This window comes from Chloroflexota bacterium, assembly GCA_016235055.1.
Classification (GTDB): domain Bacteria; phylum Chloroflexota; class Anaerolineae; order JACRMK01; family JACRMK01; genus JACRMK01.
The window spans coordinates 65,159-89,286 of the sequence record JACRMK010000009.1; the positions used below are offsets into that span (position 1 = coordinate 65,159).

A 24,128-nucleotide genomic window follows, 5' to 3' on the forward strand; every position below is an offset into this window, starting at 1 on the left:
CCAGACCAGGTCAATTTGGAGTCATAATGCACTTGTTCAACCGTGGCAAGTCCGAGGAACAGAAAGAAGAGACCCCCTCCGGCGCCAGCACGGCGATACCCGCTGATCTGCCGATTCTGCCGCTGCGCGGTGTGGTGGTATTTCCGCTGACCGTGCTGCCGCTGACGGTCGAGCAGCCACGCTCAATTCAACTGGTAGACGAGGCTGTGCTGGGCTCCCGCGTGATCGGCCTGCTTACCATTCGCGAGGAGCGTGAAGGGGTTGAGCTGGCCGAGCCGGGCGACTTCTATCAGGTGGGCTGCGCCGCCCTCATTCACCGTCTGCTAAAGGCGCCGGATGGCACCGTGCGTATTATCGTGCAGGGCCTCGACCGCATCCGCGTCCAGCGTTTCCTGCAGACGGAGCCGTACCTGCGCGCCCAGACCGAAGTGCTGACCGATCATGCCGAGAAATCGGTGGAAGTCGAAGCGATCATGCGTAACACGGTCGATCTCTTCCGCCGGCTCGTCACGCTGGTGCCGCACCTGCCGGATGAGCTGATGATGGCGGTCATGAACGTCGAAGACCCGCGGCAACTGGTGTACCTGATCGCAACCTCCATTCGCACGAAGCTGTCCGACGCCCAGGAGATTCTGGAGATCCACGACACCAAAGACAAGCTGACCAAGCTCAACCAGATCTTGACGCGCGAGCTTGAAGTGCTGGAGCTGGGCCGCAAGATCCAGAACGATGCGCAAAACGAGATCGGCAAGATGCAGCGCGACTATTACCTGCGCGAGCAGATGAAGGCGATCCAGAAGGAGTTGGGCGAGGAAGACGAGCAGTCCCGCGAAGCGTCCGAGTATCAGAAGAAGATCGAAGCCGCGGGCATGAGCGATGAAGCGCGCAAGGTGGCCGATCGCGAACTGGCCCGGCTGCGAGCGATGCCGGCGGCCGCGGCGGAATACTCGGTGATCAAGACTTACCTCGACTGGCTGGTGGACATGCCGTGGAATCGCTCCACGGAAGATCATCTCGATATCAGCGTCGCGCGCCGCATCCTCGACGAGGACCATTATGACCTCGAGGAGATCAAGGAGCGCATCCTGGAGTTCCTCGCGGTGCGCAAGCTGCGCCATGAACGCGCCCGCGGCGACGAGGCGAAGTCCCAGCGCGGCGCGATACTTTGTTTCGTGGGGCCGCCCGGCGTGGGCAAGACATCGCTCGGCCAGTCGATTGCGCGTGCGCTCGGCCGCAAGTTCGTGCGCATGAGCCTGGGCGGCATGCGCGACGAGGCCGAGATTCGCGGCCACCGGCGTACCTACATCGGGGCGATGCCGGGGCGCATCGTCCAGTCGATCAAGCGCGCGGAGTCCAGGAACCCGCTGATCATGCTCGACGAGATCGACAAAGTCGGCTCGGATTGGCGCGGCGACCCGTCGTCGGCGCTGCTCGAGGTGCTTGACCCGGCCCAGAACTCAACATTCCGGGACCACTACCTCGATGTAGATTGGGACCTGTCGCAGGCGATGTTTATCACAACCGCCAACCAACTGGATCCGATTCCCCCGCCGCTGCGCGATCGCATGGAGATCCTGATGTTGGACGGTTATATCGAGGAAGAAAAACTGCACATCGCGCAGAAATACCTGGTGCGGCGCCAGTTGAACGAAAACGCCTTGCAGGACGGCGAGTTGGTCTTCGATGAAAGCGGCCTGCGGCGCATCATCAACGCATACACGCGCGAGGCGGGTGTGCGCGGCCTGGAGCGCATGATCGGGCAGGTCGCGCGCAAGGTCGCAACGCAGGTGGCCGAGGGCAAGCTCACGCGCGTTGCCGTCACACGCGACAACCTGGAGGAGTTCGTCGGCAAGGAGAAGTTCTACTCGGAGATCAAGGAACGCACGATGATTCCGGGTGTCGCGACCGGGTTGAGTGTTTCTGAAATGGGCGGCGACATCCTGTTCATCGAGGCGACGCGCTACGAGAGCGAGCACAAGGGCGGCGGCCTGATCATCACCGGTCAACTTGGCGACGTCATGAAGGAGTCGGCGCAGATCGCCGTTAGCTATGTGCGCTCGAAGGCGGCGCAACTGGGGATTGATCCCAAGATGTTTGACGAGTCGAACATCCACATTCACGTACCCGCCGGCGCGATTCCCAAAGATGGGCCGTCGGCCGGCGTGACGCTGACGACGGCGATCGCGTCCCTGCTCACCGGGCGGCGCGTGCGTAATGATGTCGGCATGACGGGCGAGGTCACGTTGCGCGGCGCCGTGCTTCCGGTCGGCGGCATCAAGCAGAAGGTGTTGGCCGCGCACCGGGCCGGGTTGACGCGAGTGGTCCTGCCGCGGCGCAATGCGAAGGACCTGGCCGAACTTCCCGAGCAGGTTCGGCAGCAGGTCTCTTTTGTCCTGGCCGATCAGGTCATGGATGTGCTGGGCGAGGCGCTGGAGCCGTTGGGCGCACCCGCCGAAGCCGCGGGCAGCCCCCTGCCAACTGAAGACGGAGCGCGCCTGCCAACCTCGGTGCCAGCGGGCTAGGCGGCGACGCGGAGGTCGTAATGCAACGAATCCGGCGAAGTATTGTGATTGGGCTTGTCGTCAGCGCGCTGTTTGCCGGTGGCCTGCACTCGGCGCTGGCCGACGGCAACATTGTTCACGTGGTCGCGTGGGGCGAGACGCTCTCGGCGTTGAGCGCGCGGTACGGCGTTGCGGTGGCCGACCTGGTTCGGATCAACCAGATCGGCAAGAACGGTTGGATTTACGCCGGGCAACGCCTGACGATTCCCGCCCTGACGGGTGATCCGCTGCCGGATCGACCGGCAGCGGTCAGGCTGTCTGGCGTGCCGCAGAAGCGGCAGGCGCAGTCGCTGACGTGTGAGGAGGCGGCGACAGCCATGGCGTCACGCGGGCGCATCTCCGAGGCGCAACTCGTGGCGGTCATGCCGCGCAGCGCCAACCCGTTTGAAGGCATCCGGGGTCGCACTAACGCGCGCACGCTGGGCACGCTGACGGATTACGGCACGTATGCTCAGGGGATCAAACGCGGGCTGGACAGCTTGGGCGTTGCATCCCGTGTCATGGTCGGGCAGCCGTACAACGCGTTTCGTGCGGCGGTCATCGCCGAGTTGCGCGCCAACCGCCCGGTCGTGTGGTGGACGACGTTCCGGCAGATACGCCAGACACCCGTGCGTGTGACGCTGCCGGACAAGAAGGTCGTCAAACTAACCCGCTGGGAGCACTCGGTGACGCTGGTGGGATTTAATGACGCGGGCTTTTACTACCACGATCCGTATGATGGCAGCGTGCGCTTTGTGGCGAACGCCGATTTCCAGCGCGTTTCGGCCTACTTCGACAACATGGCGCTGGTTGTCGACTGAGCGCGCAGAACCCTGCGAGCGGCACGATGCACTTCTCCGTAGGCATTCTAACGGTGAGCGACCGGGCTGCGCGCGGCGAGCGCGCGGACGCATCGGGCCCGGTGCTCGCACAACTGGTTCGCGACCATCTGCCCGGCGCTGTGCTGTCGCACGCCGCGGTGGTGCCGGACGAAGCCGACGACATCGCGCGCACCATTCTTGCGTGGTGTGCGGACGGCGCGCATCTGATACTCACGACGGGCGGCACCGGCTTTGCGCCGCGCGATGTCACACCAGAGGCCGTTGCGCCGCTTCTGGAGCGGCAAGCGCCCGGAATTGTGCAGGCCATCCTGCAATCTTCGCTCCGAGAAACGCCGCATGCCATGCTGTCGCGGCCGGTTGCCGGCATGCGCGGGCGGACGCTGATCATCACCTTTCCCGGCAGCCCCAAGGCATGCCGGGAGAGCTTCGAGGCAGTGCAGCCGGCCCTGCGGCACGGGCTGGAGCTTCTGAACGAGGTGTCCGGAGCGGACACACGCCACTAGCAAGCGAGTGGGCGGAAGGAAACGGCGATCTGCGACAGCCAAGAGCGTTTGCATAAACATCGCGCACGCCATGCGGTTCGCCGCGTGGGGGCAGGTCGTTGACACCCAAAGGATGCGACCCCTCGCCTGCCCGTCGGACAGGCCAAAGGCCTGTGCCTACATGCGGCGCGCAGCCCTGCGCGGAACAATTCGGACGATTTCGCATACCGCTCTGGCCGCCGCATCGCGGCAGCGCTCCGGCCGAAACTATTTCGGTTTGCGCGCAAGATCGCGCTGGTGCGCCTGCTCCGCGCGCGCAATATCCTCGTTTGACGCCATGCGCAGTCGCAGCAGAACCTCGGCCAACGTGACGTTCTCCCCGCTTTCGGCCAGATGCAGTTGATACAGCAGCGCCGCATCCAATTGATCGAGCGTGAGCGTGCCCTGGTCAACCAGATAGCCGCCGACGAACCCCACCACGTGCGCGTGTGAAGACGGCCGCGCTGGCCTGCGATCCGCTTTGGTCATCGTAACGCTCCCGTATCGTCTGGCACTGCGCGGGCGAGCATACCGGTGGACATGGCGCGTATGATAGGCGACCGCAAGTCATTTGTCAACGAGGCAGCAATTCTGACAGCAATTCTCATTTTGGAGCCGGCCGCCAGGTTGCCCTCTCATCCCCTGGCCCCCTGCGCCCGCGGGGGCGCAGGGGAAAAGCTAACGGGGAGGGCAACGCCGCTTTCTTGTCGAGCCAGCTTGCGTCACAAGCACCAGGGGGGCCAGTTCATAGCAAGCCGGCATTGGAAAGTACCCGTCCAAAGCCAAAATGAGAATTGCTGTCAACGTGGGTGCGCGTCGGGCAGATTGCGCACAAGTACGCGTGCAGTTACAGGCCACGCCGACTTGAGCGCATTGTCGTACCTTTCCCTGCCGGGAGAAATACAACGACGCCGCAGTATCCATGCGGCGTCATGGTCCGGCGTCCCGTACCCGTCGATCGTGGGTGCGCGCGTCAGCGCGTCAGCGCGTCTTGCGCGGGTCCAGCGCGTCGCGCAGTCCGTCGCCGACATAGTTGATCGAGACCACGGCAAGGAAGATCATGAACCCCGGGAAGATCGCCATATGCGGCGCCACTTCGAGGAAGTTTTGCGCATCGTTCAGCAGGCGGCCCCAGGACGGCACGTCCGGCGGAAAGCCGAGGCCGAGGAAGGAGAGCGCCGATTCCGTAATGATCGCGCCGCCGACACCGACCGTGGCCGCGACGATCACCGGCGACAGCACGTTGGGCAGGATGTGCTTGACGATGATGCTGGGGGTGCGTACGCCAACCGAATGCGCCGCCTCGACAAACTCCTTCTGCTTGAGCGACAGGAACGACGCGCGCACCAGCCGCGCCACGGGCATCCAGGTCGTCACACCAATAACGCCGACGATCATTAGGAAGATGCCAAGTTCGGGCCCAAATACTCCGCGCAACGACTCGCGGAAGAGGTAGATGACCATGAGCAGGAACGGCAACTGAGGCAGCGCCAGAAACAGATCGGTGACACGCATCAAGCCACTATCCAGCATGCCGCCGAAATAGCCCGATAGGGCGCCGATCGTCATGCCGATCAGCAGCGACGTAATGACCGAACTGACGCCAACGGAGATCGAGATGCGGCCGCCCCACAGCAAGCGCGCCAGCACATCGCGGCCGACATCATCCGTGCCAAACCAGTGGTCGGCCGACGGCCCCTGCGACGAGTTGGCAAAATCGATGCCATCGATGCGCCTGGTGTAGACCAGCGGGCCAAGCATGGTGCACAGCACCAGCGCGATGATGACCACCATGCCCGCCATCGCCAGCCGGTGGTACTGAAACTGCCGCCACGCGTTGCTCCAGAGCGAACGCGGCTTGCGGCTCATTACGATGTCGTCCGCGCTGGCTTTAACCACGGCGAACGGTGGTACTTGCGTTTGGGCCATATGCACGTCCTCTTGCGGGCTAGGCGTACTTGATCCGTGGATCGAGGAAGCCATAAACGATATCGGCGATCAAGTTGAACACGACGACTAGCACCCCATAGATGAACGTTACGCCCATGATGACCGGCGTATCGCTAGTTTCCAGCGACGCCACCAGCAGCGATCCGATGCCGGGCACGCGGAAGATCTGCTCGGTGATCAGGGCGCCGCCGAAGACGCCCGGCACGCCCAGCGCCACCAGCGTGACGACCGGAATCAAGGAGTTACGGAATGCATGGCGCATAACCACAAAACGCTCGCGCAGCCCTTTCGCCCGGGCGGTGCGTACATAGTCCTGCGGCAGGTTCTCCAGCATGGACGCGCGGGTATAGCGCGCCAGCGTCGCGGTCTCAAAGAGCCCGAGCACCATGATCGGCATGGCCGACTGCTTTACCAGCCTGATAAGGGAGTCGAAATCTGTGACCACCAGGGTGGAATCATAGATGAAGGGCAGCCAGTGCAGGCGCACGCTGAAAATAAGGATCAGAATCACTCCCGTGAAAAATGTCGGCACGGAGAAACCGATAAAGGCAAACGCCGAAACGAGATTGTCGAAGATCGAGTACTGCTTGATTGCCGACACAATCCCGATCGGAATAGCCAGCAGCACGCTTATCAGGTATGCGGTGCCCAGCACCCAGAGCGTCGTGGGAAGCCGCATCGCCAGCAGCGTAGTCACCGGAAGGCGGCTTGCGAAGGAGTAGCCCATGTTGCCTTCGCTGACCATGGCCCACAGCCACTTGACGTACCGCTCCGGCCACGGGCGATCGAGGCCCAGCGAACGCCGGATGTTTTCCCGCACCTCGATCGGCACGGCCGGATTGGCGGCGAACTGCGACATCGGGTCGTTCGGCGCCAGGCTCAGCACCGCAAAGATCACGAAACTGATGCCGATAATTGTCGGGATCGCAATCAGGAGCGAGCGAATGATATAGCGATTCATCGGGTCACCTGGGTCTCGGCCGGAATGTGTGCGCCAATTTCACGTTGAGCGGTTGTACGACACGGTGGGGCAGAGTTGCCTCTGCCCCACCGCCGAGCGAATGGTCTACTTCGACCAGTCCGCAATGTTCCACATCTCCGAGTCCCAGCCGCCGTTCATGTCAACACCCTTCAGCGACTTCGCGATACCGGTGACCGACTTGCGGGCCACCAGCGGGATCACCACCACATCGTTGACGAGCATGTCCTGCATCTTGATCGCCAGCGCGTCGCGAGCGGCCGCGCCGGTTTCCTTCGTGAACTGGTCGAACAGCGCGTCGTACTCCTTGCTGCACCAGCGCTCGTAGTTCGAACCGCTCCACTTCTGCGCCTTGGTCTTGATCTCACCGCAGGTCCAGCCGCGCAGGTAGTTCGTCGGGTCGGGCGAGGCGGAGCCGTTGGTGAACATCTCGATGTCGGTCCAGAACTTGGCCGCCGTATCCGGGTTGGCTTCGTCGCTCGAGAAGAAGACGCCCGACTGCACCGACTTCAACTCGGTGCTGACGCCGATCTTCGACCACGCGTCCTTCACAAACGCCTGCTCCTTTTGGCGCAGCGCGTTGACGGTCGTCTGGTAAACGATGTTCATCTTCACATCTTTACCGTTGACCGTCTTGTGGCGGATGCCGTCCGAGCCCTTCACCCAGCCTGCGTCGTCCAGCAACTTGTTCGCCGCCGCAAATGCCGCGTCATCGGCCTTCGAGCAGGTGATGTTCTTAGAGATGAGGTTGGCCGGCGAGTTGAGCACGACGCATGTGCCGTCGCCTGCCGGGCCGTAGAGCTGCTTGGACATTTCGGTCGTATTGATGACCATCGCCAGCGCCTTGCGCACGTTCAGGTCGGCCAGGAACGGATGCGGCTGGTCCGGCTCGCCGCGCTTGTCGCCCAGCGCCGCGTCGGGGTTCGTGCGGTTGACCAGCAAGCGCTCCAGATTCGGGCCGGTCGAAGTCACCAGGTTGCCCTTCGAGTCTGCCGCGCTCACCATCGGAGTGAGCACAGCCGCTTCGACCTGCAGGTTCCAGGCGTAGTCGGTTTCGGCCGTCTGGAAGACCGCCTTCGCGGCCGACGGCGCGTCGCCGCCGCCCTTGAACGTGACCGTCTTGAAGCACGGCTTGCCCTTGGCGAAATCCCGATAGTTCGGGTTCATCTCGTACGTCACGACGTCGTTCGGCTTCATGTCGGTGACGACGTACGGGCCTGTGCCGATCGGCTTCAGGTTCGGGCCGTCCTTGGCCTTGGCGCCCATGAACGGTTCCCACTGCTTCTTCTGCAGAATATAACCCTGGTAGCTCGTAAACGCTTCCAGCGTGTTCGCGTTCGGGGCATTCCAGGTGATCTTGACCGTGTACTTGTCCGGCGCTTCGATTGTCTTGATGTTGGCAACCGTCACGGCCGTCACGGCAGCCGTATCCTTATCCGCCGCGAACTTGTACGTGAAGAGCACGTCGTCGGCGTTGAAGTCCGAGCCGTCCGACCACTTCACGCCCTGCTTCAGCTTCCAGGTGACCGACGAGAAGTCTTTGGCGACATCGCCATTCTCAACGGTCGGGACGCGCTCGGCCAGGATCGGCACGGCCGCGCCGCGCGGGTCGATCGCGGCCAATGGCTCCTGCACCAACCGGCCGGCGTCCTGGTCCTTCGTACCCTGGGCAAAGTGCGTGTTCAGAATCGTCGGCGCCTGCCAGTACAGAATGCGCAGGTTGCCGCAGTCGCCGGCTTTCTTGCCGGTGGGGGCCGCCGTAGCGGGTGCGCCGGTGGCCGCGGCGGCGGCGGGTTTGGTTGCCGCGGCGGGCGCAGTGGTCGCCGCCGGCGTCGCGGTTGCGCCGCATGCGGCCAGCAGGGCCATCAGGCCAAGCAAGCCGGCGAGCACAAGAGCCTTTGTGTTTTTGATTGACATGCGAATTCTCCTCCTCCTGAGGACAAACATGGCAGTATGGTTAAGCAGTTAATCCGCTACGTTATCATTCTGCTGCAGGGCCTCACCCCCTTTGAGTTTCGCGAGTGAAATAGGGAATTCGGGTGACGATCCATTATATCGCGGATGGCGACCACCCGAAATGCGGGGTTGAGACAGAACTTTACAATGAAGGGAAGTTACTGTCAAAAACAGTATCGATTCAGTTCAGGCGCCGCCAGTCGGCGACATTCCACAATTCCGAGTCCCAAACGCCATTCAGGTCGACGCCGCCGAGCGTGCGGCTCTGAGCCGCAACTGTATTTCGCACAAACAATGGAGACCAGAACAGATCGCTTAGCAGGATCTCCTGGAGCTGCGAGGCGAGGACCGCGCGCCAGCCCGGCTCCCCTTCCCTGACCAAATGACCGAACAGCCGGTCATACTCGCGCGTGCAAGCGCGCTCATAGTTGTTGCCGCTCCAGTACTGCAAACGCGTGCGAATCTCTGCGCAGGTCCACGTCTTCAGGAAACTCGCGGGGTCGGGCGAATCCGGGCCGCCGCCAAGCATCTGCACATCGGCGTAGAATCGCCCGGCCGCGGACGCGTTGAACTCCGGGTTGGCGAAGAACACGGCAGCCGGGACTGCACGGATCCGGGTATCGATCCCGATGCGCTCCCAGGCTGCCTTGATATATGCGGCGGCGCGTTCGCGCAGCGGGTTTGCGCTCGTCTGGAACAGCACCTGCATGCGTATATCCTGACCACGAACAATCTTATGCCGCACGCCATCGCTGCCGGCATACCAGCCGGCATCCGCCAGCAGCGTGGTCGCCGACAGGAACGTCGTGTCGGTCACCGGAGGACATGCGGCCATGGCTGTCACAAGCGCGGCTACGCCGTTCAGCGCCAAACAGGTTGGCGTCGCGGCGTGTCCGTAAACTTGAGCGACCAACGCCGTCCGGTCGATCACCATCGCCATGGCGCGCCGGACGCGCAGGTCCGAGAGAAACGGGTGCGCCGCACCGCCGCGTTCGGTTAGTTCGGAGCGGTAATCGCCCAATGCGGGGTCGGGGTTCGTGCGATTGAACAGCAAACGCTCGACCCCGGCGCCGGGACGTGTTATGAGGATCCCTCGGGCGTCGGCCACTGCGGCCAGTTTGTCAAGCATGGCCGAATCGACCGGCAGTACCGATGCATAGTCTGCCTGGCCGGTCACCAGTGCAGCACGTGCCGCCGTGACCGGGTCGGGTGCGCCCTCCAGCTCAACTTCGCCAAAGCACGGCTTGCCCCGCGCGCGCTCGCGGTATAGCGGGTTAACCGCATAGACAATCCTGTCGCCCGCCCGTGCCTCACGAACAATGTATGGGCCCGTCCCTACGGGCGCCAGGTTCGGGCCGCCACGCGAGTTGCCGCCGCTGAAACGCTCAAACTGTCTACGCTGTAGGATTTGGCCGCTGGTTCCGGTGAAGCCTTCCAGCGGCTGCTGCGACGCTTCGCGCCAGCGAATGCGCACCGTGTAGCGATCCGGCGCGCTGATCGTCAGGATGTTGTCAAACGCCGTCCGATCGACGGCGCCGGTTTGTGGATCACTGACATACCGATAGGTGAACAGCACATCGTCGGCCGTGAAGTCGCTCCCGTCCGACCAGACGACGCCCGTCTTCAGCTTCCACGTAACCGTCAGAAAATCAGTCGTGACCCCGCTGTTGGCGATCGTCGGGATTTCGGCCGCCAGCACCGGGATCGCCTCGCCCCGTGGGCTGTATGCCGCAAGCGGTTCGAGCACGAGGCGCGCGGCATCGATATCTTGAACGCCCAACGCCAGATGCGAGTTGAGTGTCGTTGGCGGCCTGCCATACGACAGTCTGAGCATGCCGCACGCGCCGGCCATTCCGGGTGGTATGGTCGGCGTGGGCGTCGCGGTCGCGTTGTGGGTAGCTGGCGCCGGCGCGCCAGATGCGCGCGGCGACGGCGTTGACGTGAGGGACGGGGTTGGCGTCGTCGCCGGTGCACGCAAAGGCGTGGACGTCGGAGCAACCGCTACGGGCGCGCGGGGCGCCGCCGGCCGCGGCGCGCAGCCCGCCGACAAAATGCCGGCGGCAAGCACCAGCACCGCCGCATGCAGATAGCGCAGCATCACGACTCAGGCCGGCAGTTCGACTTGCCGTTTCGTCGTGTCGGCCTGCTGGCGATAGAAGATCACTACGTGGCCAATGATCTGCACCAGTTCGCTGCTCGTTTGCGCGGCCAGCGCCGCCGCAATTTCACGCTTGTCTTCCTTGAAGCCGATGAAGCGCACCTTGGCCAGCTCGTGTGCTGAGAGCACCTGGTCGAGACTGGCGCGGACGGATTCGGTGGCCCCGGCTTTGCCGATCTGGACGCTCGGCTTCAGATGGTGAGCGAGTTGCTTAAGGTACTTCCGTTGTGTATTGGTCAGTGTGGTCATAGGCGTGCCCAGTTCACGGCACGCTGGCATTATACACTGATTCGCCGGGCCGCGGGTATGCGCAAGCTATACTATAATCAATGCGTATGCGCGCAGGCTTGGCCGATGCCGGGTTACGGCACGCCGGTGCGCTGCGGGCTTTGGCGGTGCCGCCGTTGGCAGCGTCGATGCCCAGCGACCACTCGACAGGATCACCGCTATCATGGCTCGTCGCTCAATGAAGGAACGTTTCGGCGGCATGCAGCAGTTGCCGCGCCTCTTTTCGTTCGTCAGGCCATACCGCCTGCACCTGACCATCGCATTGGCCGGCATCGTCGTCGGCAGCCTGCTCGGCCTGGCCGGGCCATACGCGCTGCAATTCCTCGTGGACGCGGTCTTCAAGCAGAACGATGCGGCGATGCTGAACCAAATTGCGATCGCATTGGTTGCCATCTTTGCCCTGCAAAGCATTGTGTATTTCGTACGCGGCTATTTGCTGGCGTACGTCGGCGAGCGGATCATGGCGGATATGCGCGTCCGGCTGTTTGCGCATCTTGAATCGCTGTCGCTCAACTTCTTCAATAACCGGCGCACCGGCGAACTGGTCAGCCGGCTCACCAACGACGTCGCCAGCGCACGCAACGTGCTGACGAGCGACATCGCTACGGCGCTATCGCAGGTGCTGACGTTCATCGGTGCGCTCATTCTGATTGTTGCTACCAACTGGCGGCTGACCCTGTTCATGTTCGCGCTGGTGCCGGTCATAGTGGTCGCCGGCGCTCTGCTGGGGCGGCGGTTGCGCATCATTTCGGCGGCGGTGCAGGATCAACTGGCCGTCGCCACGACGGTGCTGGAAGAGTCGGTCAGCGGCATCCGTATCGTGCAGTCGTTCACCCGCGAGCCATACGAGCTCGACCGCTACCGCTCCAGCATCGAGCGCACGGTGGCATTGGCCATGCAGCGCATTCGCCTCTCGTCCGCCTTCGGGCCGTTCGTGTCGTTCCTCGGCTTCGGCGCGGTCACGTCGATCTTCTGGTTTGGCGGGCAGGAGGTGCTTGCCGGGCGTCTCAGCGCCGGCCAGTTATTCATGTTTCTGGTGTTGACTATGACGATCGCCGGTTCGCTCGGTCAGTTTTCCGGCCTGTGGACCAGCCTGCAGGAGACGCTCGGCGCCACCAAGCGCGTTTTCGAACTGCTGGACACGCCGGCCGAAATCCGCGATGCAGCCGGCGCGACCGCCGTTCCGCGCATCGAAGGACTCATCGAGCTGAATCACGTGAGCTTCGCCTACCGCGACAACCCGGGCACGCCGATCCTGCGCGACATCTCGTTTGCCGTGCGACCGGGTGAGGTGCTGGCACTGGTCGGCCCCAGCGGCGCCGGCAAAACCACGCTCGTCAACCTGATCCCGCGATTCTTTGACCCGGCGGCCGGGGCGATCTGCGTTGACGGGCGCGACCTGCGCGACGTGACAGTGGCCAGTCTGCGCGCGCAGGTCGGCCTGGTACCGCAGGACACCCTGCTGTTTGGCGGCACCGTGCGCGAGAACATCCTGTATGGGCGGCTCGGCGCGTCCGAGGCCGCGATGATTGAGGCCGCTCAAGCCGCCAACGCGCATGACTTCATCGTGCAGCTTGCGCACGGGTACGACACACTCATCGGCGAGCGCGGTGTCAAGCTGAGCGGCGGACAGCGCCAGCGCGTGGCGATCGCTCGCGCGATCCTTAAAGACCCGCGCATCCTGCTGCTCGACGAGGCGACCTCCGCGCTGGACAGCGAGAGCGAAGGGCTGGTGCAGGAAGCATTGGAGCGACTGATGCAAGGCCGCACGTCCATCGTGATCGCGCACCGGCTGTCCACAATTCAGAACGCCAGCCGGATCGCAGTGCTGGAGGGCGGCCGTCTCGTCGAGTTCGGCACACACGCCGAGCTGCTGGCACTTGACGGGTTGTATGCCCGGCTGCACCGGATGCAGTTCCGCGACGAGGAGCCGACGGCGGCGCAGGCGGCGGAGCCTGAGGCGACGCCTGAAACGAAGCCACGCTCGCGCAGTCTGTTCGCCGGCTTTCGCGGCGACGCTTAGCGGCTACTGAAACAGCAAACGCCCCCGATGCGCTCGGGGGCGTTTTGTTTCCAGCATCGCCTGGCGGCGGGGCCAGGGCCCGTTGCTCTACGCTGTGACTTCGGTCGGCTGGACCTTTTCGAGCGCACCGACCATGCGATGCAGGCCGTCCATGAGCTGCGCGCGCGTTGTGCCGAAATTGAGGCGCACAAACTTTTCACCACCGGCGCCAAATGTGGGGCCGTCGTTGAACGCCACCTTCGCTTCGCTGAGGAAGAAGTCGTACGGGCTGCCCTCAATGGCGGTTCCGCTGCAGTCGAGCCAGGCCAGGTACGTCGAGTTCGGAACGCTCGTATGGATCTCCGGCATCTTTTCCATAATGAACTTGTTCATGATATCGCGATTAGCGGTCAGGTATGCCAGCATCTGCACCAACCACGGGTCACCGTACTGGTAGGCCGCCTCCGCCGCGATATAGCCCATCGCGTTCACGTGCGGCACAATACCCATCTCCGCTTTCTTCACCTTCTCGCGCAGTTCGTGATTCTGCACGATCGCGAAAGAGCAGCCCAGCCCCGCCAGGTTGAACGTCTTGCTGGGCGCCATCAGGGTGATCGTGCGCTGCGCGACCTCCGGCGAAAGCGCTGCCATCGGCACATGCTTGGCGCCGCCCAGCATCAACTCGCAATGGATCTCGTCCGAGCAGATGACCAGATTGTGCTTCGCGCATGCTTCGGCCATGTTCATCAGTTCCGCGCGCGTCCACTCCTGCCCGATCGGGTTGTGCGGATGGCAGAGCATGAACAGTTTGGTACGGGGCGTGATCGCCTTCGCAAACGCGTCGAGGTCGATCTCGTAATGGAATGTCTGGCCGTGATCCACGCGTACGAGTTCCGTCTTGTCGGCCGTCATGCCATGGTTGGCGGGCGCGGCCAGGAACGGCGGATAGACCGGCGTCGTCATTAACACGCCATCGCCCGGCTGCCCGACCGCACGGCAGGCAACGTTCAGGCCGCTGACCAGGCCCGGCAGGTAAACGATATCCTCGGGCTTGATGTGCCAGTTGTAGCGCTTCGCCATCCGCTCGCAGATCAGGTTGCTCAGCTTATCCGTCGGCCCCTCGTAGCCGAACACGCCGTGCTCCACTTTGCGGCGCAGCGCGTCCAGCACCTCGTCGGGCGACTTGAAATCCATGTCAGCAACATACATGGGCAATACATCGGCGTCATAGCGATTCCACTTGTAGCTGGCGCTGGCCTGGCGCCGTTCGATGATGGTATCAAAGTTGTAGGTCACAGTACGCTCCTCCTCAGGATTGGGTTATGCTTGCCGGGCTTGACGTGGAGATTATCTCACAAAGCGGCGGCATAGATCAAATACGCAGCCCGCCCACTCGGCTGGCTGCGCGTCAGAACGCGGAAATCTTCGTCTCCTTCATCGTGATGAACTCCAGCAGAACCGGCACGCCCGCCTGCGTTTGCGCGATACCGCGCCGGATGGCCGGCACGATCTCATCCGGCGTGGTGACGCGTTCGCCGTAGCCGCCGAACGCGCGCGCCATATCCGCGTAGCGGCCGGAAATGTCGGTGCTGCGGTATTTTTCGGTTGAGACCGGCATGATCGGCAGTTCGATCGCCATCGAGAAGTTGTTGAAAAGAACCGACATGATCGGGATCCGCTCGCGCACCGTCGTTTCGAAGTCCATGCCGGTGAACCCAATGGCCGCATCGCCCCACACGTTGATACACAGCTTGTCGGGCCGCGCCAGCTTGGCGCCCATGGCCAGGCCAAGCCCATAGCCCAGTTGTGTTGTTTTGCCCCAGCCGATATACGACAACGGCTCGGCGGCCACCCAAAACGGCGACAACTGGTCGCGCGGCGATCCCGCATCATGGGTGATGATCGTGTTGGTTCCATCCACCGTGCGCAGCAAGTCGCGGATGACCCGGTACGGCGACAGTGGCGTCGCGTCGCTGTCCAGTTTCGCCCGCCAGGCGTTCAGCCACGGCTCGCGCACCGATGCGATTTCCGCCGCGACCGCCGCGCTCCGGCCGCGCGGTTTCCCGCCGAGGCGCGCGCTCAGCTCCGCCAGCAGTGCGTCGAGGGTCAACGCCGCATCGCCGACCAGTCCAACCTCCGCCGGAATCTCCTTGTCGATGTCGGCGGCGTCCAGCGTGGCATGCACATAGCGCTTTGTCTTGGGCAGCTTCGTGCCGAAGTTTGTCGTGGTAAACGAGCAGCCGATACCGAAGATGACGTCGGACGCTTGCACGAAATGGTGCACCGCCTGCGGCATCGCACGGCCGCCGGCGCCCAGCGCCAGGGGGTGATTCTCCGGGAACGCGCTCTTGCCGCCGAGGCTGGTCGTCACCGGCGCTTCGAGCAGTTCGGCCAACGCCCGCAGTTGCGGCCACGCCTTTGCGTAGTGGACGCCCTGCCCGGCATAGATCACGGGCCGCTGCGCGGCCACCAGCAGCTCAGCCGCGCGGCGCACATCCGCCGGATCCGGCCCGCTGCGCTTGGCGCGCACGGGTTGGTAGGCCAGCGGCTCCGGCACCTCCTCGTTCCAGACATCGTTCGGGATCTCGACCAGCGCCGGTCGCGGCCGCCCACTGCGCACGGCGGCGAACGCCCGACGCATCGCGTCCACGACCAGACTGCCGTGCACGACCTGCTCGCAGCTCTTGGTGACGTGCTGGAAATTCAGATAGGCGCTGAAGTTTGGCTGCAACTGCGCCTGCGCGCGCGGGTATCCGCCCGGCAGCACGATGATAGGCGCCGATTCGCCGTACGCTTGCGCGACGCCGCCGAACGCGTTCTCCGTGCCCGGCCCGTACTGCATGCAGAACACGCCGATCTGCTCGCCCGAGTTGATCCGGCTAAATGCATCGGCCATGTGCAACCCGATCCGTTCCTGCCGCACGATAATCGGCCGGATGTCCACCCGCGCTGCCGCCTCGATCAGCGGGTTCACGGGATACGCGAACAGGTATTCGACGCCTTCCGCCTTCAGGATATGGGCTATCGCATCGACAACCTTCATGTCAGGCTCCTTCACGACGCCGCGTCTAGCGAGTCGGTGGATACAGGTCGGCGTACTTCGCGGCCAGATACGCCAGGTACGGCCCGGTCGCCAGCCCCTGCCCGGTGGCGCGCTGCAGAATTTCGTTGGCACTGAAGGCGCGCCCGTGGCGGTACATGTTGTCGGTCAGCCACGCCAGCAGCGGGGCGTAGTCGCCCTGCGCCAGCGCAGCATCCAGCCCGGCCACCGAACGTCGAGCCGCTTCGAACAACTGCACCGACATGATGTTGCCGATTGTGTAGGTGCAGAACGAGCCGTACGAGCCCGACGACCAGTGTACGTCCTGCAGTGCGCCGCGCGCGTCGTCGGCGGGCACGACGCCCAGGTACTCTTTCATTTTGGCGCGCCAGTACGCCGCCACGTCGTTCACGGCAACTGTGCCGTCCAGCATCGCCATCTCAATCTCGACACGCAGCATGATATGGTAATTGTAGGTCACTTCGTCGGCTTCGACGCGGATCTCGCTCGGCCGCACGCGATTGATGGCGCGGAAGAACGTCTCGGCATCGACATCGGCCAGTTGTGACGGAAAGACCTCGCGCAGGCCGGCGAAGTGGTGTCGCCAGAAGGTCCGGCTGCGCCCGACGAGATTCTCCCACAACCGCGACTGCGACTCGTGGGCGCCGTACGATGTGCCGCCGACGGCATACTGGCCGAGGAAGTCGGTGGTCAGCGCCGTGCGCGTCAACGACGGGTCCACACCCTGCTCGTACAAACCGTGCCCGGTCTCATGGAACAGGCCGAAGATCGCCGCTGGCAGGAAGTTCCGTTTATAACGGGTGGTGATGCGCACATCTTCGCGCGTGAACGAGACTTCGAAGGGATGCGCCGCGATATCGAGTCGCCCCCGGCGCAAGTCGTAGCCGAAGGCCTGCGCGATCGCCAGGCCAAACGCGCGCTGGCGGTCCTCGGCATAGTCGCGCTCCAGGAAATCAGTGCGCGGCGCGGGCGAGACGGCCGCGCGATCGATAATCGGCTGCAAGCCGGCGCGCAACTCGGCAAACAACACCTTCAGGCGTGCCGCCGTCATACCCGGCTCGTACTTGAGCAGCAGCGCATCGTACGGGTGCGCCTGGTACCCGATGGCGTCCGCCAGCTTGCGCTGCATCGCCACCATGCGCGACAGGTACGGCGCAAACAGCGGGAAATTGCTCGTCCGGCGCGCCTCGCCCCAGACCGACTGCGCCACCGGCTCGTACTCGGCCATGTCAGCGGCCAGCGCCGACGGGATGCGGCGCGCGACTTCATAGGCTTCGCGTGTCTGCCGGACTGCGCGCACTTCGTACGAGTCCGGGCTGGCGCCGCTCAGCGCCGCTTCGGCCGCATCCAGCAACCGCGCCGTGGTATCGCCGGCGAAACGATCCTGGGCAATTTCGGCCAGCGTCGCCAGTTGCGACGCGCGCGTCTGCGCGCCGCCGGGCGGCATCTGCGTGCGCGCATCCCAGTTCAGAATGTTGATCGTGTTAAACAGATCGTTGATGCTGGCAATATGACGCTGGAACTGCTCGTAATCGTTCATGCGAACCTCTGAGGGTGGATTAGGCAGCAAGCAGCGCAAGCGCTTCGCGCAGCGCAAACATCAGCGCATTATTGCTGCGCGTCAGCCGCGTCTGCAAGAAACGATAGGCGCTGAGATCCGACGCCAACCCGGCCAGTTTGCGCGCATCCTGGATGCCGGGCAAGTGCGGGATGGCCCAGGCCGGGTCGTGATCGAACGGGCCAGCTTGCGTATACGTTATCGGAATCAGTATCCGGCTGAGCGCCATCATCTGCCTGTTGAGCGCCGGCACGTCAGCGGGCGCAGCGTTCACGAGTCGCTGATGCCACCGCTCCACTGCGCGGGTCAGTTGCTCGGCGCGCGCCAGCGTGGCGGTCAGATCCAGGTGCGCGCCGGCCGCCGCCTGTACCGCCTTCAACTCCGTCACGATGTCCGCCGCCACCGGACGGAAGTCCATCGGCAGAAGTGACTGCGTGCAGAGTTGCCACAACGTGCTGACGTAGATGCGCGTGTCCAGTTCGAGCACGTCGAGGTCCACTTTGTCGATGGTATCGCCGTCCGTGTGCCACCACCACGGCATCTTGCCGCCGATCATGGCGCTGAATGATGCCGATACGCCATCCTCATTCGCGCTGGTGACCGGCACCTGGCTCAGCGTCATGAACAGCGAGGGAATGCCGATGCCGTTGAACGACATGTCGCCGGCACGGCTCATGCGCTTGGCCTCGGGTGCCTGCCCGGTGTGCTGCTGGACAATCGCCGCGCCGAGCGGACCGAGTTCCTTGTTGACGCCAAAGCTCCCGTAGTACGTCGCGCCGCGCGCGCCGGTTGAATCGACGTTGACGTGCGCGACGCAGTGGTCGCGCAGCTCTTCCCAGTGGTGGTCGGCGTACCAGGTTGAGCCGGAGTAGCGTGCATGGCTGTGTCCGCTCCAGAAGATGACGCGCAGGCCCCGCACCAACTGCTGGCGGTGCAGCGACAGCAGGCGCGCCACCTCCAGCATCGTGGCGTTGGCGCTGCCGTTATCCATCGCGCCTTCGTGCCATGAGTCCTGGTGGCCGCTGAACATCACGAACTCGTCACTGAACGTGCCGGAAATCTCGCCCACCAGTATCGGCGTCGTCTGCCATTGCATGAACACACGTGACAGCATGCGCACACGCACCGGGCCGGCTGCCAGCCGCCGGCGCAAATCGGCGCCGTCCAAGGCGACGATCGAGACCGCCGGGTGCTTTGGAATACGCACCGCCGATTCCGGCGTCGGCGTGCCCCAGATGGTGCTGACGACCATATTGTGCAGGTGATCGTCGTTGACAAAGATCTCGCCGGCGGCACCCGCGCGCTCGGCATCGTACACCGGCACCGGTCCGGCCAACCCGTTGACCAGCACGATCTTGCCGCGCACGTCGTTGGCGGCGTAGTCGGCGGGCGTGCCATTGCCCAGATCGACGACCTCGGCTTCCAGTCCTTCCGTGCTGGCCGTATACGCGTGTCCGAGGCATCGGTAGCGGCAGGCGGCGCTACCCAGCACGTCGAGGCTGCTTTCCAGCGGGTATGACACCAGCGCCGGATGATCAATGATGGAAGTCGTGAGGCCGTAGCCGTCCAGCACACCGCGCAAATACTGCACCGCTTCGCGCTCCGCCGGGCTGCCGGACAGGCGCACCCACTGCGCGATACGGCTGTTCGTATCCCAGAGTTTCGTGCGCGAGATTTGGCTGATGAGTTCAGGTTCAGTCACTGGGGACATGGATCAAGCTCCTGCGAGGAAGTTCGCTGTCGCGATTGCGCTCGTCGGGGGCATTATATCGCAGTTGGGCGGGCACTTCAACACGACCTAGCGCAATCCAGCAATTCGCATTTTGAAGTCTGGCCACCAGGTTGCCCCCCTCATCCCCTGGCCCCTGCTCCCCCGCGCGCGGGGGAGCAGGGGAAAAGTGAATGGGGAGGTGCGCGGCGGCTGCGCCGCCGCGCACCTCCCCGTAGAATCTCTCCCCCTCCCAACTTCGTTGGGAGGGGGCCGGGGGGAGGGAAGCACTCATTATTCGTCGAATTGGCTTGCGTGATAAGCACCTGAACTCCAGCGCATGACAAGCCGACATTGGAACGTACCCGGCCAAAGCCAAATTGAGAATTGCTGGGCGCAATCTATCGGCTGCGGCAGACTCGCGTCGTCGGCGGGACCGCATCGCTGATGGCAGATTACGATTGTCCCGACTTGAGCGTGGCATCTGCCACTATCCGCCGGGTGGGTCGGCGTCTAGAATGATATTGGGGGAGGTCTGGCGCAGTCGTTTTCGGCAGGCTAAGGAGGCGGCAATGAAACGCAAGTTATTGATTCCGCTGGACGGTTCGACGTTCAGCGTGCAGATCGTCGACTCGGTGATTGAATTCCTGTCGCCCGACACGCATGAACTGATCTTGCTGCGGGTGGTACACCGGCCGCGCGGGCTGACGGCCCGTCCACCGCACCCGTCATCGGCCGACACGCGCGTGCTCGAATACGATTCCGAGCGCGAGATCACTCGCCTGCTGCACCCAATCTTCGATAGCCAGGCGATCGATTCGGTGATTGGCACGGCCACGGACATGATGGGCCCTGTCCGGCGGCGACTGGAGGCAAACGGATTCACGGTGCGCACGGCGGTGCTTACCGGTGAACCGCGCCATGAGATTGAGGAGTATGTCGAGACCGAAGGCATCGACATGGTCGCCATAACAACGCACGGCCGCACCGGATTGAACGACTTGGTAATGGGCAGCGTCGCCGAGCACATTCTGCGCACCAGCCACGTTCCCGTGTTGATGCTGCGCCCATCAGCAGCGCTCCAGGAGTTGCTGCGCGAGGACGAGCGGCTGGCGCACGCATAAACGGAGGTTGCGATGAGCAAGCAAACGGTACTCGTGCCGCTTGACGGATCGGACTTTGGGGCGCAGATCATCGCGCCGGCGTTGAGTCTGTTGAGCCCGGGCCATCACCGCATCGTACTGCTCCATGTGTGCGCGCCGCCGCGGCCGCATCCGGTGCATGACGCGTTCGAATCCGCCGACCCGCATGACGCCCCTGGCAGCGTGACGGTGCCGGAGCGCATCCGCATGCCGTACGAAGTGGTCACGGACAGCGATGTAGATGCCGCGGCCGCCGAGGCCGTGCAGGGCATGGCGCCGGCGCGCGCAACCTTCGAGGCGGCCGGATTCGAGGTGCGCACGGAGGTCGCATTCGGCGCCCCGGCGGAAGCGATCGAGCGGATCGTAGCGTCGGACGCGATTGACCTGATTGCTATGACAACCCACGGGCGCAGCGGCCTCACGCGGATGATCGCCGGCAGTGTCGCGGGGCACGTGCTGCGGCATGTGCGTGTGCCCGTGCTGATGTTGCGGCCTGAGTCACCGCAGCGCGATCTGTACACAACCGACGAGATGCTCAAGTTCACGTGAAACAGTGGTTCACGCAACTGTGAAGGCAGGCTGGCGAGCACATGGAGGCAAACGACGGCCACGGAGCGGGACATTTGCCACTACCACTCCGGCAGCCGATGCCGTACAATGGCAAGCGTCGCATGGTCTGTGCTTAACGTCAACCCGGCGTCGGAGGTCTCTATGACCAAACTGAAAGTGCTGATCCCGCTGGATGGATCCGAGTACAGCGAGCACGTCATCCCGCCCCTTCTGAACCTCGTCAAACCCGAGACCCATGCGATCGTGCTGGTGCGTGTCGTGCCGCACGCGCACGGCATGACCGGCGGCGGGACGAAACCGGCCAGCATCGAAATGCTAATCCCAGAGTACGAGTCCGAGCGCGCAGCCGTTCAGGCGGAGCATCCGATCTTCGCGAGCCAGGCGGCCGAGACCGCCATCGGTGAAGCCAACGACGAACTCGCGCCCATTCGCCGCCGGCTCGAGGAGCGCGGCTTCACCGTCGAAAGCACGGTTCTGATGGGCAACCCGGCGCACGAGATCGAGCGCTTTGCGGCGGATGCGCAGATCGACATGATCGCCATGACGACCCACGGGCGCACTGGATTGACGAAACTGCTGATGGGCAGCGTGGCGGAGCACGTGATCCGGCACGTGCGGGTGCCGGTCTACTTGCAGCGGCCGGGGGCTGGCACCTTGGCGGAAGCCCACAGCGGCCACTGAGTGCCCGTCACATGCTCATCGCAAGCGAGGAGCAGGCATGCGAGATTACCAGATTGCTCTGATTCCCGGCGACGGCATTGGCGAAGAGGTCGCACCCGAGGGCGCGCGCGTCCTCGATGCCGCCGCCGAGTTGACGGGCGATTTCAAGCTGCACTACGAGCAGTTCCCCTGGGGCTGCAACTACTACCTCAAGCACGGCCGCATGATGGCCGCCGATGGACTCGACATCCTCAAGCCGTTTGACGCGATCTACTTCGGCGCCGTCGGCTTCCCGACCGTGCCCGACCACATCTCCCTGCGCGGACTGCGGCTGCCGATCTGCCAGGGCTTCGAGCAGTATGTGTGCTACCGGCCGAGTGTGCTGCTGCCGGGCATCGCGGGGCCGTTGTCCGGCCGCCAACCCGGCGACATCGACTTCGTCGTCGTGCGCGAGAACACCGAGGGCGAATACGCGGGCGCCGGCGGCCGCGCGCATCGCGGACTGCCGGAAGAAGTCGCCGTGGAGACCAGTGTCTTCACGCGCCTCGGCGTCGAGCGTGTCATTCGCTACGCGTTCCAACTGGCCCGCTCGCGGCCGCGCAAGCGTCTGGTCAGCGCCACCAAATCGAATGCCCAGCAGCACAGCATGACATTCTGGGACGAGATTTGCACGGAAGTCGCCGCCGAATTCCCCGACGTCGCGGTCGAGCGCGTGCTGATCGACGCGCTGTCGGCGCGCTTCGTGCTGCACCCGGACTCGCTGGACGTCGTGGTCGCCTCAAACCTGTTCGGCGACATCCTGACCGATCTCGGCGCCGCGATCTGCGGCAGCATGGGGCTGGCGCCGAGCGGCAACATCAATCCGGAGAAGACCTACCCGTCCATGTTCGAGCCGGTACACGGCTCGGCCCCGGATATCGTCGGCAAAGGCATCGCCAACCCGATCGCGATGATCTGGTGCGGCGCGATGATGCTCGACCATCTGGGCGAGCATGACACCGCCGCCCGGATCGAGCGTGCAATCAAAGCCGTGACGGCCGAGCGCCGGGTACTGACGCCCGATCTGGGCGGGCGCGCGCGCACGCGCGATGTGACCGACGCCATCATCGACATGCTGCGCGCGGGCGCATGACGCCCGACGCCTGTTGACCAGTCACGCGTCGATTTCCGACATCGCACGCTACGTCACACATGATCTGGCTGCATCGATCATGCAAGCAGGCAACCGTTCTCGCACCAAGAGCCGAACATGACCTATACGATCCTCGCGCGGTCGCCGGACGGCCGGCAGACCGGCATCGGCATCGCGACCGTCTCGTTTGGCGTCGGCGGCGCGTGCCCGTATGTGGCCGCCGATGGCACCGTAATCGTTTCGCAGGCGTTCACCTGGCCCCGGCTTGGCGTCCGTGCTGTGAAACTGGTCGAAGCCGGAACCGCGCTGCCCGACATTATCAGTCAACTGGAGGCCGGCGATCCGTCATTCGCCTACCGGCAGATGGGTATCATGCGCCCAAACGGCGAGTGGATTGTGCACACGGGCGCCAGCAACACGGCATTCGCGGGGCATTGCGTCGGCATCGACTGCGTCGCGCTTGGTAACATTGTGGCGCATGCCGGCGTACTGCATGCCATGGTGGAAACCTACGAAGACACGTCGGGCGACATGGCCGGGCACATCCTGGGCGCGCTGGAGGCGGGTCGCGACGCCGGCGGCCAGACACGCGACGGGCGTCACCTCGCCGAACGCTCGGCGTACATCCGCGTCGTGTACGGCGACGACTTGTCGGACCTCGACCTGCGTGTGGACGTACACGCCGAGGCGATCGCGGAGATGCGACGGCAACTGGCAATCTACCGCCCCTATGTCGAACTGCGCCGCCTGATCGCGCGCGATCCGGTCAACCGGCCCGACAGCGTGGCCTGGGAACGTGAGCACCTGACCGCCACCGCGCCGCCGCAGTATGCAGACTAAAGCGTTTTTCGGAATGATCTGATACGGCGCCTTTGAGCGTCATTGTGAGCCCCCGCAGGGGGGTTGCGGTCGCCCAGTACTGGGCCGGGGCAAGCCTAATTGTCATAGGTTAGCGTAAAAGTGGCGTTGTCAAGGGGTAAAAGGTGGCAATTTGCACTGCGGAGTGGGAATGAGTAGCATGAAGCATGACCCAATCCAGCCAGCCTCCCAGCGACAACCGC

General features: G+C 64.0%; 19 protein-coding genes. 9 read left to right on the plus strand and 10 right to left on the minus strand.

Annotation, left to right across the window (positions count from 1 at the left end):
• Nucleotides 1-26: 26 nt before the first annotated feature.
• The 3 genes from lon to HZB53_02655 are packed head-to-tail and all read left to right on the plus strand — an operon-like array spanning nt 27 to nt 3,885.
• Complete coding sequence (gene lon / locus HZB53_02645) at nt 27-2,522, plus strand: endopeptidase La (protein MBI5876522.1); 2,496 nt, start codon at nt 27-29, stop codon at nt 2,520-2,522.
• Nucleotides 2,523-2,542: 20 nt separating this feature from the next.
• Nucleotides 2,543-3,361, plus strand: coding sequence for a C39 family peptidase (locus HZB53_02650; protein MBI5876523.1), 819 nt, complete (start codon nt 2,543-2,545; stop codon nt 3,359-3,361).
• Between the two features lie 26 nt (nt 3,362-3,387).
• A complete protein-coding gene (locus HZB53_02655; protein MBI5876524.1) occupies nt 3,388-3,885 on the plus strand; it encodes a MogA/MoaB family molybdenum cofactor biosynthesis protein in 498 nt (165 codons plus the stop codon).
• Between the two features lie 246 nt (nt 3,886-4,131).
• Here the strand turns inward: HZB53_02655 and HZB53_02660 are convergent, their stop codons facing one another.
• The 6 genes from HZB53_02660 to yhbY form a co-directional block, all read right to left on the minus strand.
• Nucleotides 4,132-4,392, minus strand: coding sequence for a hypothetical protein (locus HZB53_02660; protein MBI5876525.1), 261 nt, complete (start codon nt 4,390-4,392; stop codon nt 4,132-4,134).
• A gap of 492 nt (nt 4,393-4,884) precedes the next feature.
• Nucleotides 4,885-5,772, minus strand: coding sequence for an ABC transporter permease (locus HZB53_02665; GenBank protein ID MBI5876526.1), 888 nt, complete (start codon nt 5,770-5,772; stop codon nt 4,885-4,887).
• Between the two features lie 79 nt (nt 5,773-5,851).
• Nucleotides 5,852-6,814 carry an ABC transporter permease gene (locus HZB53_02670; protein MBI5876527.1) on the minus strand — a complete coding sequence of 321 codons (963 nt, stop codon included), beginning with the start codon at nt 6,812-6,814 and terminating at the stop codon, nt 5,852-5,854.
• Between the two features lie 105 nt (nt 6,815-6,919).
• Nucleotides 6,920-8,749, minus strand: coding sequence for a peptide ABC transporter substrate-binding protein (locus HZB53_02675; protein ID MBI5876528.1), 1,830 nt, complete (start codon nt 8,747-8,749; stop codon nt 6,920-6,922).
• Nucleotides 8,750-8,969: 220 nt separating this feature from the next.
• Nucleotides 8,970-10,886, minus strand: a complete 1,917-nt coding sequence (locus HZB53_02680) for a peptide ABC transporter substrate-binding protein (protein ID MBI5876529.1) — start codon at nt 10,884-10,886, stop codon at nt 8,970-8,972.
• 6 nt (nt 10,887-10,892) lie between these two features.
• Entirely contained in the window at nt 10,893-11,195 is a 303-nt protein-coding gene (gene yhbY / locus HZB53_02685; GenBank protein MBI5876530.1) for a ribosome assembly RNA-binding protein YhbY, read from the minus strand.
• A gap of 202 nt (nt 11,196-11,397) precedes the next feature.
• On the opposite strand from yhbY, the gene HZB53_02690 reads away from it, so the two are divergent.
• On the plus strand, nt 11,398-13,257 hold the full coding sequence (locus HZB53_02690; protein ID MBI5876531.1) for an ATP-binding cassette domain-containing protein: 1,860 nt from the start codon (nt 11,398-11,400) through the stop codon (nt 13,255-13,257).
• An 87-nt stretch (nt 13,258-13,344) separates the two neighbouring features.
• Here HZB53_02690 and HZB53_02695 read toward each other — a convergent pair whose 3' ends face one another.
• The 4 genes from HZB53_02695 to HZB53_02710 all read right to left on the minus strand — a co-directional run bounded on the left by HZB53_02695 (nt 13,345) and on the right by HZB53_02710 (nt 19,566).
• Nucleotides 13,345-14,532 (minus strand): putative C-S lyase, encoded by a 1,188-nt coding sequence (locus HZB53_02695; GenBank protein MBI5876532.1) that lies wholly within the window; start codon nt 14,530-14,532, stop codon nt 13,345-13,347.
• A 112-nt stretch (nt 14,533-14,644) separates the two neighbouring features.
• On the minus strand, nt 14,645-16,279 hold the full coding sequence (locus HZB53_02700; protein MBI5876533.1) for a thiamine pyrophosphate-requiring protein: 1,635 nt from the start codon (nt 16,277-16,279) through the stop codon (nt 14,645-14,647).
• 25 nt (nt 16,280-16,304) lie between these two features.
• The gene (locus HZB53_02705) at nt 16,305-17,837 is read right to left on the minus strand and encodes a carboxypeptidase M32 (protein MBI5876534.1); all 1,533 of its coding nucleotides are present in this window, start codon (nt 17,835-17,837) and stop codon (nt 16,305-16,307) included.
• 19 nt (nt 17,838-17,856) lie between these two features.
• A complete protein-coding gene (locus HZB53_02710) occupies nt 17,857-19,566 on the minus strand; it encodes a M28 family peptidase (protein ID MBI5876535.1) in 1,710 nt (569 codons plus the stop codon).
• Nucleotides 19,567-20,135: 569 nt separating this feature from the next.
• Between HZB53_02710 and HZB53_02715 the strand changes: the two genes are divergently transcribed.
• From HZB53_02715 to HZB53_02735, 5 genes are all read left to right on the plus strand, one after another.
• Nucleotides 20,136-20,687, plus strand: a complete 552-nt coding sequence (locus HZB53_02715; GenBank protein MBI5876536.1) for a universal stress protein — start codon at nt 20,136-20,138, stop codon at nt 20,685-20,687.
• 12 nt (nt 20,688-20,699) lie between these two features.
• Nucleotides 20,700-21,254, plus strand: coding sequence for a universal stress protein (locus HZB53_02720; protein MBI5876537.1), 555 nt, complete (start codon nt 20,700-20,702; stop codon nt 21,252-21,254).
• 162 nt (nt 21,255-21,416) lie between these two features.
• Nucleotides 21,417-21,956, plus strand: coding sequence for a universal stress protein (locus HZB53_02725; protein MBI5876538.1), 540 nt, complete (start codon nt 21,417-21,419; stop codon nt 21,954-21,956).
• A gap of 37 nt (nt 21,957-21,993) precedes the next feature.
• Nucleotides 21,994-23,067, plus strand: a complete 1,074-nt coding sequence (locus tag HZB53_02730) for a tartrate dehydrogenase (protein ID MBI5876539.1) — start codon at nt 21,994-21,996, stop codon at nt 23,065-23,067.
• A 117-nt stretch (nt 23,068-23,184) separates the two neighbouring features.
• Nucleotides 23,185-23,907, plus strand: a complete 723-nt coding sequence (locus HZB53_02735; GenBank protein ID MBI5876540.1) for a DUF1028 domain-containing protein — start codon at nt 23,185-23,187, stop codon at nt 23,905-23,907.
• The last annotated feature ends 221 nt before the right edge of the window (nt 23,908-24,128 follow it).

What these genes read in the sequence shown, in the direction of transcription:
- HZB53_02705 (MBI5876534.1), bottom strand. Translation starts at nt 17,837, where the DNA reads ATGAACGATTACGAGCAGTTCCAGCGTCATATTGCCAGCATCAACGAT.
- HZB53_02680 (MBI5876529.1), bottom strand. Translation starts at nt 10,886, where the DNA reads ATGCTGCGCTATCTGCATGCGGCGGTGCTGGTGCTTGCCGCCGGCATT.
- HZB53_02665 (MBI5876526.1), bottom strand. Translation starts at nt 5,772, where the DNA reads ATGAGCCGCAAGCCGCGTTCGCTCTGGAGCAACGCGTGGCGGCAGTTT.
- HZB53_02735 (MBI5876540.1), top strand. Translation starts at nt 23,185, where the DNA reads ATGACCTATACGATCCTCGCGCGGTCGCCGGACGGCCGGCAGACCGGC.
- HZB53_02670 (MBI5876527.1), bottom strand. Translation starts at nt 6,814, where the DNA reads ATGAATCGCTATATCATTCGCTCGCTCCTGATTGCGATCCCGACAATT.
- HZB53_02660 (MBI5876525.1), bottom strand. Translation starts at nt 4,392, where the DNA reads ATGACCAAAGCGGATCGCAGGCCAGCGCGGCCGTCTTCACACGCGCAC.
- yhbY (MBI5876530.1), bottom strand. Translation starts at nt 11,195, where the DNA reads ATGACCACACTGACCAATACACAACGGAAGTACCTTAAGCAACTCGCT.
- HZB53_02725 (MBI5876538.1), top strand. Translation starts at nt 21,417, where the DNA reads ATGACCAAACTGAAAGTGCTGATCCCGCTGGATGGATCCGAGTACAGC.
- HZB53_02655 (MBI5876524.1), top strand. Translation starts at nt 3,388, where the DNA reads ATGCACTTCTCCGTAGGCATTCTAACGGTGAGCGACCGGGCTGCGCGC.
- HZB53_02700 (MBI5876533.1), bottom strand. Translation starts at nt 16,279, where the DNA reads ATGAAGGTTGTCGATGCGATAGCCCATATCCTGAAGGCGGAAGGCGTC.
- HZB53_02710 (MBI5876535.1), bottom strand. Translation starts at nt 19,566, where the DNA reads ATGTCCCCAGTGACTGAACCTGAACTCATCAGCCAAATCTCGCGCACG.
- HZB53_02675 (MBI5876528.1), bottom strand. Translation starts at nt 8,749, where the DNA reads ATGTCAATCAAAAACACAAAGGCTCTTGTGCTCGCCGGCTTGCTTGGC.
- HZB53_02690 (MBI5876531.1), top strand. Translation starts at nt 11,398, where the DNA reads ATGGCTCGTCGCTCAATGAAGGAACGTTTCGGCGGCATGCAGCAGTTG.
- HZB53_02720 (MBI5876537.1), top strand. Translation starts at nt 20,700, where the DNA reads ATGAGCAAGCAAACGGTACTCGTGCCGCTTGACGGATCGGACTTTGGG.
- HZB53_02715 (MBI5876536.1), top strand. Translation starts at nt 20,136, where the DNA reads ATGAAACGCAAGTTATTGATTCCGCTGGACGGTTCGACGTTCAGCGTG.
- HZB53_02650 (MBI5876523.1), top strand. Translation starts at nt 2,543, where the DNA reads ATGCAACGAATCCGGCGAAGTATTGTGATTGGGCTTGTCGTCAGCGCG.
- HZB53_02730 (MBI5876539.1), top strand. Translation starts at nt 21,994, where the DNA reads ATGCGAGATTACCAGATTGCTCTGATTCCCGGCGACGGCATTGGCGAA.
- lon (MBI5876522.1), top strand. Translation starts at nt 27, where the DNA reads ATGCACTTGTTCAACCGTGGCAAGTCCGAGGAACAGAAAGAAGAGACC.